9 protein-coding genes and 1 pseudogene are annotated in these 10,975 nt (G+C 71.9%); 5 read left to right on the top strand and 5 right to left on the bottom strand.

Going from position 1 to position 10,975, the window contains the following annotated elements:
* Positions 1-289 precede the first annotated feature (289 nt).
* The 5 genes from ACIBJC_RS32215 to ACIBJC_RS32195 all read left to right on the top strand — a co-directional run bounded on the left by ACIBJC_RS32215 (position 290) and on the right by ACIBJC_RS32195 (position 5,541).
* Positions 290-1,129 (top strand): thioesterase II family protein, encoded by an 840-nt coding sequence (locus ACIBJC_RS32215; protein WP_399298599.1) that lies wholly within the window; start codon positions 290-292, stop codon positions 1,127-1,129.
* A 5-nt stretch (positions 1,130-1,134) separates the two neighbouring features.
* Positions 1,135-1,824 (top strand): LuxR C-terminal-related transcriptional regulator, encoded by a 690-nt coding sequence (locus ACIBJC_RS32210; protein WP_399298597.1) that lies wholly within the window; start codon positions 1,135-1,137, stop codon positions 1,822-1,824.
* 228 nt (positions 1,825-2,052) lie between these two features.
* Positions 2,053-2,292, top strand: coding sequence for an MbtH family protein (locus tag ACIBJC_RS32205; protein ID WP_399298595.1), 240 nt, complete (start codon positions 2,053-2,055; stop codon positions 2,290-2,292).
* A gap of 61 nt (positions 2,293-2,353) precedes the next feature.
* Positions 2,354-3,685: a cytochrome P450 gene (locus ACIBJC_RS32200; RefSeq protein WP_399298593.1), complete on the top strand. Its 1,332-nt coding sequence runs from the start codon at positions 2,354-2,356 to the stop codon at positions 3,683-3,685.
* The gene (locus ACIBJC_RS32195) at positions 3,682-5,541 is read left to right on the top strand and encodes an amino acid adenylation domain-containing protein (protein ID WP_399298591.1); all 1,860 of its coding nucleotides are present in this window, start codon (positions 3,682-3,684) and stop codon (positions 5,539-5,541) included. Before ACIBJC_RS32200 ends, ACIBJC_RS32195 begins: the two co-directional genes overlap by 4 nt.
* A gap of 91 nt (positions 5,542-5,632) precedes the next feature.
* On the opposite strand, the gene ACIBJC_RS32190 is transcribed toward ACIBJC_RS32195, so the two are convergent.
* The 5 genes and pseudogenes from ACIBJC_RS32190 to ACIBJC_RS32170 form a co-directional block, all read right to left on the bottom strand.
* Positions 5,633-6,322: a 2OG-Fe dioxygenase family protein gene (locus tag ACIBJC_RS32190; protein ID WP_399298588.1), complete on the bottom strand. Its 690-nt coding sequence runs from the start codon at positions 6,320-6,322 to the stop codon at positions 5,633-5,635.
* Positions 6,319-7,644, bottom strand: a complete 1,326-nt coding sequence (locus ACIBJC_RS32185) for an APC family permease (protein ID WP_399298585.1) — start codon at positions 7,642-7,644, stop codon at positions 6,319-6,321. The genes ACIBJC_RS32190 and ACIBJC_RS32185 overlap by 4 nt, the downstream gene beginning before the upstream one ends.
* A 276-nt stretch (positions 7,645-7,920) precedes the next feature.
* A complete protein-coding gene (locus tag ACIBJC_RS32180; RefSeq protein WP_399298583.1) occupies positions 7,921-9,096 on the bottom strand; it encodes a pyridoxal phosphate-dependent aminotransferase in 1,176 nt (391 codons plus the stop codon).
* Complete coding sequence (locus ACIBJC_RS32175; protein WP_399298582.1) at positions 9,093-9,680, bottom strand: ketopantoate reductase C-terminal domain-containing protein; 588 nt, start codon at positions 9,678-9,680, stop codon at positions 9,093-9,095. Before ACIBJC_RS32175 ends, ACIBJC_RS32180 begins: the two co-directional genes overlap by 4 nt.
* A 137-nt stretch (positions 9,681-9,817) precedes the next feature.
* A pseudogene (locus tag ACIBJC_RS32170) lies at positions 9,818-10,764 on the bottom strand (IS481 family transposase); the annotation flags it as partial.
* Between the last annotated feature and the right edge of the window lie 211 nt (positions 10,765-10,975).

The following is a 10,975-nucleotide window of genomic DNA, read 5'->3' as shown; positions in this document are numbered from 1 at the left end:
GCTTCGCCGCGGTCGCCGTCGACCACGCCTTCCCCGCTCGGCACCACAGGGGACGCACACCTGTGCCCGCCGGCACGACAGGGAGAAGGAACAGCGGGCACAAGTCTGAGCCGCGACCGGGACCGCCCGCCATGGGACCCAGGTCCCGGGTGGCCGCTGCGAGTGGCGCACCGGCCTCCCCGGGTGTGTATGGCTCACTCGGTACTGGTGTGACGGCGCCGATCGCTATAGGCAGGGGTGGTGGTTCCGTCAGCGCGAGCCGGGGGTGGTCGTGGTGTACGCGTCAGGCATGCCGGGGGACTGGTTTCCGCGAAGGGGGCGGCCCGGGTCACCGGCCGCGTCCGGAGTACGGAGCAGCGCGCACGCTCCCCCCGAACTCCCGTCGGCGGTACGGCTCTTCTGCTTCCCCCACGCCGGCGCGGGGGCCGCCGCGTACGGGCGGTGGGCCCGCGCGGCTCCCCCGGGCGTCGAGGTACGCGGGGTGGAACTGCCGGGCCGGGGTTCGCGCTTCGGGGAGCCACCGCGCCGGAGACTCCACGAGGTCGTGGACGCCCTCACCGCGAAGCTCCCGCCCCTCCTGGACGCACCGTACGTCCTCCAGGGGCACAGCATGGGAGCGCTCCTCGCCTTCGAAACGGCCCGCCGACTGCGCGTGCTCGGGGAGTTGGACGGAACCCGGCAGCCCTCGGGACTCGTGGTCTCCGGCATGCCGGCCCCGCCTCGGTGGCCGAACCGGCCACCTCTGCACCGCCTCGGACGCTCCGCGCTGCTTCTGCGCGAAACGGAACTGGGGATCCCCGCCGAGGTGTGCGAGGACACGGACCTGCTGGATCTCCTGCTGCCCGCCCTGCTGGCGGACCTGGAACTCACCGAGACCTACCGCTACCGGCCTCCCGCCGAGGGGCGCCCCCTGAACCTGCCGCTGACCGTGCTGAACGCCACCCGTGACCCCCGTGCCCCGGCCGGGGGAGCGGCCGCGTGGGCGGCGATGACCGAAGGCGCCCTCGGCATCCGCACCTTCGAGGGCGGGCACTTCTTCCTGCACGAGCACGACGGCGTTCTCGGGGCGCTCCTCTCCACCCCCGGTCTCGCCGCGGCCGGCCGGTCCCCGAGCCCCGGCGAGCGGTGAGGCGGATGGACGGCGAGGCGACGGCGGAACTCCACGAGAAGGCCCCGGAGGACGACGCCGGCCCCCACCGGGACCGGGCGGTCGCCTTTCCCGAGCGGTTCGACCACTGGCTGCGCCTGGCGGGCCTGGAACGGCTGAAGCTGGCCGTCCGGATCGCGGAGAGCGAGGGGCGCGGACGCGGGGACGGCGAGGGCGACCCCGACTCGGTCGGCCAGGCGGTGCGGTGGCTGTGCGAGGGGCGCGACGAGGTCGTACCGCCCCTCGTGCTCGAACACATCGCCACGTACACCAGGACCGTCGACGACGAGGCGAGGCGCGACACCCGGCGCGCCTCCCAGCTCACCGCCGCCACCGCCGCCCTGATGGAGAGTGCCGAGGCGACCCGCGAGGATCGGTGCGGCGACCCCCTCGGGACCGGTCACCCCGCGAACCTCACGGACCGGGAGTACCAGGTGCTCCTGCTCATCGGCGCTGCCCTGAAGAACCGTCAGATCTCGGCGTCCCTGCAGATCTCCGAGAAGACCGTCAAGAACCACATCACGTCCCTCTTCGCGAAACTGGGCGTCTCCGACCGGACGGAGGCCGTCATCACCGGGCTGCGCGAGGGGCTGCTCACCGTCCCCGACGACGGGCGGACGGCCGAGGAAGAGGACGAGGTACGGCCACGCCGCCGGCGCGGCCACGGCGCGCGGTGACACCCGCCCGGGTGGGCCCGGGGTCCCAGACGGGCGGCCACCGGGCCCGTCGCCGGGGGGCGGCGGAAGCCTCTTCCGGGACTTTCAACCCATGGTCGCCCTGTCCGCCCTTCCCACACACTGAAGCTCGATCCGGTGCCGCACGCAGCCGGGAACGGCGTGCCGCGCCGCGGGAGATCCCGGGAGCTCCCACCTTCGGGAGCTCCCACCCAGGACGGAGGGAACCCCTTGCCAGGCGATCAGCGATACCCGGGCGATCAGCTCTGCACGGTCGTGATCAACGAGGAGCTCCAGTACGCCACGGTCCCCGCCACCTGGCCCGTACCAGCAGGCTGGCGGCAGACCGGGGCGAGCGGCACCGAGGAGGAGTGCGTCCGCTATGTCGAGACCCACTGGACCGATATGCGCCCCCTCTCCCTGCGCCGGGCGATGGAGGAGGACACCGTGACGCCCCGGGAACACCGATGACCCCGCTCGTCCGGCGGCCCGCCGCGCGGGTCCTCGCCGGCGGACGAACGGACGGTGAGCTGTGAGCACAGCACTGCGCTTCGGACAGGGCCCGCTGCACGACGTCGATCTGAGCAACCCGGTGGTCCACGCCGAACGCGACCTGCGCCCGGTGTGGCGGCTCCTGCGGGAGCGCACCCCCGTCGCCTGGCACCCGCCGACGCGCGGCGGTCCCGGCTTCTGGGTCGTCACGCCCTACCGCCTGGCGATCGAGGTCTTCGGCGCGACCGACCGCTTCACCTCCGGACACGGAAACAACATCGCCACCCTCCTGCACGGGGGCGACCCGGCCGGCGGCCGGATGCTCGCGGTGTCCGACGGCCCCCGGCACAAGCAGTTGCGCAGGGAACTCGGGCGGGGCTTCACCGCGGGGGCCCTCGCCCCGTACGAGCGGCGGATCGCCGCGAACATCGACGGGCTGGTGCGCGACGCCGTCGCGCGCGGGGACAGCGACTTCGCCCGCGAAGTGGCCAGGCCCGTCCCCATGGCCGTGGTCTGCGACCTGCTGCGCGTTCCCGAGGCGGACCGCCCGGCTCTGTACGAGGACGCCAGCGCCGCCCTGGCGTCGGAGGCGCCCGTCCCCGCTGACCTGGACACCCGGCTCGCCCGCAACCAGATCCTGCTGTACTTCGCCAAGCTGGTCCGCTCCCACCAGAAGCAGGAGGACGACCTGCTGGGACTGCTGGTCCGGCTGACGGAGACGGCGGTCGAACTCAGCGAGGACGAACTGCTCTACAACTGCTACAGCGTGCTCCTCGGCGGCGAGGAGACGACCCGCTTCGCCATGAGCGCCTCCGTCCAGGCCCTCGCCCAATGGCCGGGCGAGTGGCGCCGTCTCGTCCGAGGCGAGGTGACGGTCGCCTCGGCGGTGGAGGAACTGCTGCGCTGGACCACCGTGTCGATGCACTCGGGCCGCACCACGCTCCACGACACCGAACTCGGCGGTGTCCCCATCGCCAGGGACGACATCCTCACGGTCTGGAACAGCGCCGCGAACTTCGACGCCGGCCAGTTCCCCCACCCCGACCGCCTCGACCTGGGCAGGGACCCCAACCGGCACCTCAGTTTCCTGCACGGGCCGCACATCTGCCCGGGCGCACGGCTGGCCCGTCTCGAACTGACGGCCCTGCTGCGCGCACTCCTCGACCACGCCGACCACTGGGAGCTGACCGGTGAGCCGACGCCCGTCTACTCGACGTTCATGAAAGGGCTGTCGGGCCTGCCGGTACGGTTCACCCCCCGCCGGGGCCCCCGTCCGCGGGCGGTGCAGGCGGCTTCGTCCACGCCGACGACACCGTCCACACCGACCACGCCGACCGCACCGTCCACGTCGTTCACGGAGGGAGCCCGGTGACCGCGGACGTGTCCACTCCCAGCCCCGGCCCCGGTGCCGGGGAGTCACCGCCCCTGCTCCTCCACGAGCGCTTCGCCGCGGTGGCCCGCGCCCTGCCGGACGCCCCCGCGATGACCTCACGGGAGGGAACCGTCGGATACGCCGCCCTCGCACGGCGCGCCCGGCACCGCGCGGCCTGGCTGCGTGCCGCCGGGGTGGGGCCGGAGGCGATCGTCGGTATCCATCTGGACCGCTCCGCCGAGGCCGTGGTCACGATGCTCGCGGTGCTGGAGGCGGGCGCCGCCTATCTGCCGCTGCCGCTCGACTACCCCGCCGCGCGGCTGACCCTCATGGCCCGGGAATCACGGATGCTGACGGTGGTGGCGCGCAAGGAGGCACCCGGCCCGTTCACGGACGTGGCGGCCCTCTTCCTGGAGGAGGAGCCGGCCGCCGAGCCGGCAGAGCCGCCCCAGCCGCCCGAGCCCGTGGCGGTCCACCCCGACAACCTCGCCTACCTCGTCTACACCTCCGGCAGCAGCGGCGCCCCCAAACCGGTGGGCGTCACCCACCGGAGCGCGGTCAACCTCGTCGACCCACGCCAGGACTACGTGGACTTCCGCCCCGGCGAGACCTTTCTCCAACTCGCGCCCCTCGCCTTCGACGTGGCCGCGTTCGAGATCTGGGGCGCGCTCACCAACGGCAGCCGACTGGTGGTCCCCGCCCCTTCCTACCAGGCGGTCGAGGAACTTCCCGATGTCCTGGTCCAGGAACGGGTCACGACCATGCTGATCACCACCACGCTGTTCAACGTGCTGTGGGACGCGCGCCCCGAGGCCCTGGACAGCGTGCGGCGGCTCATCGTCGGTGGCAGCGTGATGTCCGCCGACCGGGCCAGGCAGTTCCTCGAACGCCACCGCCGACGAGGCGCGGACAACCGGCTCATCAACGGCTACGGCCCGTCGGAGGCGACGACGCTGGACAGCGCGTACTCCATGGAGACGCTCCCGGAGGACGAGGACAATCCCCCCCTGGGCACCGCGATCGACGGCGTCTCCCTGCGGCTGCTCAACGACCGGCTGCGCCCGGTCCGTACGGGCGAGGAGGGGCAGATCTTCATCGGCGGGACCGCCGTCACCCGGGGCTACCTCCACCGTCCGGGCGCCACCAGCCTGCGCTTCGTACCCGACCCGTACGCGGTCGGAGCGCGGATGTACGCCACCGGCGACAAGGGGCGGCTCCGGCGGGACGGGCTGATCGAATTCACCGGCCGCTTCGACGACCAGGTCAAGGTGCGCGGATACCGGGTGGAACTGGGCGAGGTCGAAGCCGTGGTACGGGACCACGCGCGGGTACGCGACGCCGCTGTCGTCCTGGTCCGGGGGGACTCGGGTGCGGAACGGCTGGTGGCCCACCTGGTCCCGCGCACGCCGGGCGCGGACCTCGGCGCCGCGGTGGCCGCCCATGTCGCGGACGTGCTGCCGGAGTTCATGCGGCCGGCGTCGTACGTCCACCACGAGGTGATGCCCCGAGGGCTCACCGGCAAGATCGACCGCGAGGCGCTCGTCCGGCTGAGCGTCCGTGCGCGGGACGGCGGCGGGGGGACAGGCTCCGCCGGGCGGATGTCCCGGACCGAGGCGGTCCTGGCCGGGATCTGGTCGGAGCTGCTCGGGGTGGAGGAGGTGGGCAGGGAGGACGACTTCTTCGACCTCGGCGGTGACTCGCTGCTGGCGGTGCGCGCGGTGCTGAAGGCCGAGGAGCGGGGCGTACCCGTCACCCTGGCCCAGGTGTTCACCCTCACCGGACTGGGGGAACTCTGCGAGGAGCTGGACAGGAACGAGGCCGCGGGGACGGGCCGCGAGAGCGCACCCTCCGGCTGACGGCCCGGTCGGGTCACGGAGCCGGACCGACGGGCCGCAGGGTCCCGTCGGTCCCGGCTCCTGTGCCGGGTACGAGGTCGTCCAGCGCGCTTCAGGATTCCGCGAGCGTACGGAGTTCGTACTCCTCGCCGTACTCACGGTGCGCCCAGCGGTTGAAGGCCACCACGCACAGATCGCGGAACCCGCCGCTGTCACCGGTGCATTCGATGTCGGTGGCGTGGTGCCACATGGCGCTGTCGTCGAAGACCAGTGCCTGTCCCGGCTCCAGCGTGATCTCGAAGAACGGCTCACCGCCGCCCGTCGGCAGCAACTGGCTGACGCCACCGGAGACGTTCTTCCGGCCGAGTACCGCGATCATGCTGAAGTCATGACCGTCGCGGTGCGGCCCTTCGGGCACCGCGACGCTTTTCTCCCCGGGGAAGGCGAGCAGCCGGTTCTGGTGGACGTTCAGTTGCCAGCTCTCGTTCCGGTCGAGCTGGAGCGCGTCCGCCCCGGCGGTGATCAGCGGGGCGAGATCCACCCGGATCGGCTCGAAGTGCCGGCGCACACCACCGGCGAAGCCGTTGACCCGGGCGGACTGCACGAACGGCCGGTGCGGCAGGAGTTCGAGCGCCCGGCCGCCGTCGGTACCGGCCTCCATGCGGAACTGCGAGAACCGCCGGTGCCGCTGCCGGCCCCCGGCGTACGGATCGAGGGGCAGCGTCGCGTAGTCGGCGAGCGTGCCGGGCTCGGGCGGCGGCAGATCGATCACACGGTGGAAGCGGTCCGGGAACGGTGTCATGGTGCCTCCTTGTCGAGGTCGCGCACGCGGGTGGAGCCGGGGGAAACCAGCCGGGGGACACCCCGGCTCACGAGCCACAGGACACAGCCCAGGCCGATCAGGACGCCCGTCCGCACGTACACGTCGGCGGACCGCCCCACCAGAGGGCTCGCCAGGCACAGACAGGTGACGACTCCGATCACCGGCAGTACGGTGGGCGCCCGGTAGTGCCGGTGGGCCACCGGATCCGCGCGCAGGACCAGCACAGTGGCGTTGAGCACGGCGAAGACCGTCAGCAGCAGGAGCACACTGGTGTCGCCGAGCCCTTCCAGCTCACCGGTGGAGACCAGGACCAGGCCGATCGCCGCGCTCAGCAGGATGCCGGTCACCGGGGTACGCCGTACCGGCAGCACCGTGCCGAGCGCGCGCGGCAGGACGCCTTCCCGGGCCATGCCGTAACAGAGCCGTGAAGCCATCATGAGGTTGATCAGCGCCGAATTGCTCACGGCGCAGAGCGCCATGAGGGCGAACAGCCAGCCGGGGAACGCGGAGCCGGCCACCTCCATCACATGGAGCAACGGCGCCGACGATCCGGAGAGTTCGCGGGCGGGCACGAGAACGGAGGAGACGAGCGCGATCAGTACGTAGAGCAGGCCGGTCAGTGTCAGCCCGAGCAGGATGGCACGCGGATAGTCCTTGACCGGATCTCTCGCCTCCTCCGCCATGTTGACCGAGTCCTCGAAGCCCAGGAAGGAGAAGAACGCCAGGGCGGACGCGGAGAGCAGCGCGGGCAGGAGCGCCTGGCCGGAGGGGGCCGCGAAATCGGTCAGCCGGGAGGGGTCCCCCGCTCCACCGGCGACCGCCACCGCGCCGACGCCGAGGACGGCGAGCAGCCCCAGCACCTCGATGACGGTCAGTACGGTGTTGGCCTTGACCGATTCCGAGACGCCTCGCAGACAGAGGACCGCGAGGCCGACGACGAACAGGAGCGCCACCAGCGTCGGGGACACCCGCACCAGTCGCTGCATGTAGTCGCCGCCGAAAGCGCGGGCGGCGGCGCTCATCGAGGCCAGCCCGGAGCAGTACACCATGAAGGCGATGAGGAAGGTGACGAACGGCCGGCGGAAGGCACGCTGTACGTACACCGCGGCCCCGCCCGCACGCGGGTACTTCGTGACCAGTTCGGCGTACGAGACGGCGGTCAGCAGTCCCACCGCGTACGCCACCAGGAACGGCAGCCACAGCGCCCCGCCGGAGCGCCCGGCGACTTTTCCCATCACGGCGTAGACGCCGGCGCCCAGGATGTCACCCACGACGAAGAGGACGAGGGTGCGCCGCCCCATGACGCGTTTCAGACCGCCCGGCCCGGCCGGCCCGCCCTGTCCTTCCCGCCCTTCGCCCTCCTCGGACCCTTTGCCCCTCTCCGACCCTCCGGACCCGGCAGCACTCACAGCGCTCCTCCTTCGTCGGCCGTGACCAGTGGTGGCCGTTCGGCACCAGGGGATGAGACCGGCGCGGGCCGAGCGCCGTGGAGGTGATGACTTCCCCGGACCGGGGCGGCATAGCCGGGACGGATCGGCGAAGTCCGGAACCGTACGGGTGCGAGGAGGGCACCGCCCTCACATGAGCGCGGCCATGAACGTCCCGAGCCGGGCGATGCCTTCCCGCAACTCGTCCGCCGACGCCGCGTACGAGAGACGGACGTGGGTGTCGGCGGTGTGCGTGCCGAAATCCCGGCCCGGGGTGAGGGCGACACGCGCCTCCTGGAGGGCGCGCTCGCAGAACTCCCAGGACGTGAGTCCGGTACCGCCGACGTCGAAGTAGACGTAGAAGGCGCCGTCCGGAGGGACCGGGACCGGGAGTCCGATCCGGTCCAGGCCGTCGAGGACGAGCGCGCGCCGCTGCGCGAACTCGACGCGGCGGGCCTCGCAGACCGCCAGGGATTCCGGGGTGAAACAGGCCAGAGCCGCATACTGCGCGGGCGCCGAGGCACAGAGGAAGTAGTTCTGGGCCAGGCGCTCCATCGCCGGTACGAGCGCGTCCGGGACGACACACCAGCCCAGCCGCCAGCCGGTCATGCCGAAGTACTTCGAGAAGCTGTTGACGACGATCGCGTCCGGGTCGTACGACAGGGCGCTCCGCGGCGGCCGGCCCCAGTCGTCGCGGTCGCTCAGGTCGAGATAGATCTCGTCGACGAGACGCCACGCCCCGCGCTCGCGTGCGAGGCGGCAGATCGCCGCCAGTTCCTCGGACGGAACCGAGGTGCCCGTCGGGTTGGACGGGGTGGCGACCATGACCCCGCGCGTGCTCTCCGTCCAACTCGCCCTCACCGACGCCGCGTCGAGCTGGAAGCGGGTCTCGGCGGTGGTGGGCACGAGAGCGACGCGGGCGCCGAAGCTCTCCACGATCTGCCGGTTGCAGGGATACGACGGGTCGCCGATGACCACCTCGTCACCGGGGTCGACGAGTGCAGCGGCGGCCAGCACCAGCGCGGCCGAGGCCCCCGCGGTCACGACGACGCGGGAAGGAGCGACATCGACGCCGTGCCGGTCCCCGTAGAACCGCGCGATCGCCTGCCTCAACGCGGGGAGCCCGAGCGCCGCCGTGTAGGGCAGGGGCCTGCCGTCCATGACCTCGCGCATCGCGGTCAGCACGGCCGGGGGCGCGCCGAAGTCCGGTTCGCCGATGCTGAGTTTGACGACATGGTGCCCCCGCGCCTCCAGAACCGCGGCCTGCTTGCCGAACTCCATGGCGTAGAACGGGGATACGGCCTGGGCGCGTCGCGAGATCCTCATGCTCCGGCCTCCGGTTCGATCGCGGCGAGAAGGGCGAGAAGGGCGAGAAGGGCGAGAAGGGCGAGAAGGGACCGGTTGGCCGGGACGTCGATGCCATGGCGTTCGGCGGCCCGGACCACGGCTCCGGTGAGGGCGTCGTATTCGAGAGGCCGGCCGGCCAGGCGGTCCTCCCGCGTCGAGGTGGTGCTGCCCTCGGGGACGTGCCGGAGCCAGTGGAGGGCGCGGTCGACGTGCGCGTCGGTGAGCGCCGCGCCGTCCGCCCGGCCGGCCAGAACGGCTTTGGTCATGAGGCGCCGGGCGACGCGCTCGATGCCGGGGTCGCGCATCACGTCAGCACGCCGGCCGGTCAGGGCGGTCAGGGGATTCGCGGTGTTGTGCCCGGCGGTACCGGCCGGGTCGGTCACGTGCTGGACGGGCCAGGTCTCCGCTGTGCCGTCCTCGGTGACCTCGATCCGGTCGACGGGCTCGCGCCCACCGCAGACCGTGATCGACCGGCCTGCACGGGCGAGCGCGGAGGCCGGTGAGAGGCCGATGGCGCCCGCGCCGATGAGCGCCACAGGGGGCTCGTTCGCGGAGGGTTTCATGTCGTCTTCCCGGTGGGGAGGCCGGCGGACGCCCTGACGGGTGACGGGGGCGTGACGGCCGGGGCGGATGGGGCCTGTACCCGACGGCGCTGAGCACCGATGGGCGTGCTTGCGCTTCTTCTGTGCATCCCCCTGGTGTACTGACCCGTGAGGTTGGGGACGCGGGTGGCGGGTGGTTGGCCCTTGAGCGCGGTGTGTCCGCGGTGGTGATTGTAGGTGTGCAGCCACCGCGGGTAGGCGTCGCGTCGTTCCTGCTCTGAGCGGTAGGTCTTCGCGTAGGCCCATTCGTCGAGGAGGGTGCGGTTGAACCGCTCGACCTTCCCGTTGGTCTGGGGCCGGTAGGGCCGGGTTCGCTTGTGTGAAATCCCTTGTTCAGCAAGGGCGTTGCGCCACAGGTGGGACTTGTAGCAGGAGCCGTTGTCGGTCAGGACCCGCTGGACGGTGATCCCGGCGTCGGTGAAGTATGCGTGGGCCCGCTGCCAGAATCCGACAGCGGTTTCCTTCTTCTCGTCGGTGAGGATCTCGCTGTAGGCGAGGCGGGAGTGGTCGTCGACCGCGTTGTGCAGGAAACTCATGCCGGCGCCTGCCCGGTTCTTGCGGCCCGCTTGCCGGCCGAGGACCTTGTGGCCGCCGCCGTCGGGGATGTTGCCGAGTTTCTTGATGTCGACGTGGACGAGGTCGCCGGGGCAGCATGTTCGTAGCGGCGGATCGCGCGGCCGGTGGCGCGGTCCAGGTGGGCCATGCGGGCAAGTCCGTAGCGCGTCAGGACGCGGTGGACGGTGGCCGGGTTCAGGCCCAGGAGGTAGGCGATGCGGGCAGGTCCCCAGCGGCGCAGGGTGCGGACCTTGATGATCCGGCGCTCGGTACGGGTCGGGGTCCGGCGCGGGCTGCGGCGGGGCCGGGAGGAGCGGTCGGTCATCCCGGCCTCCCCGAGTTCGCGGTAGCGGCCGGCCCACCGCTGGGCGGTGGTGGGCGAGACCTGGAAACGCTCGGCCGCCCGGCGCAGCGGCCAGTGGTCGTCGACGACGCAGCGGGCAAGCCGCAGACGTCCGGTCTCGGTCAGGGGTGCATTACGGTGGGGCATGAGGGCCTTCTGATCGTTCGTGTAGATGTCGCAATCCACACCGAACCCGGAAGGCCCTCACTCGTTCAAGATCACCCAGCCGTGATCACTGTCACCAACCTCCGTGGACAGAACACCTAGTGTCCTGCGCCGGAAATCCTGGCGATATATTTCGCTAATGAGTTGAGGATTTCGTCGGCGCTCTTGGTCCATGCGAACGGTTTGGGGTCCT

Origin of the sequence: Streptomyces sp. NPDC050509, assembly GCF_044457965.1 — a bacterium.
Taxonomy (GTDB): Bacteria; Actinomycetota; Actinomycetes; order Streptomycetales; family Streptomycetaceae; genus Streptomyces.
This window is presented reverse-complemented; position numbering and strand designations above follow the sequence as displayed.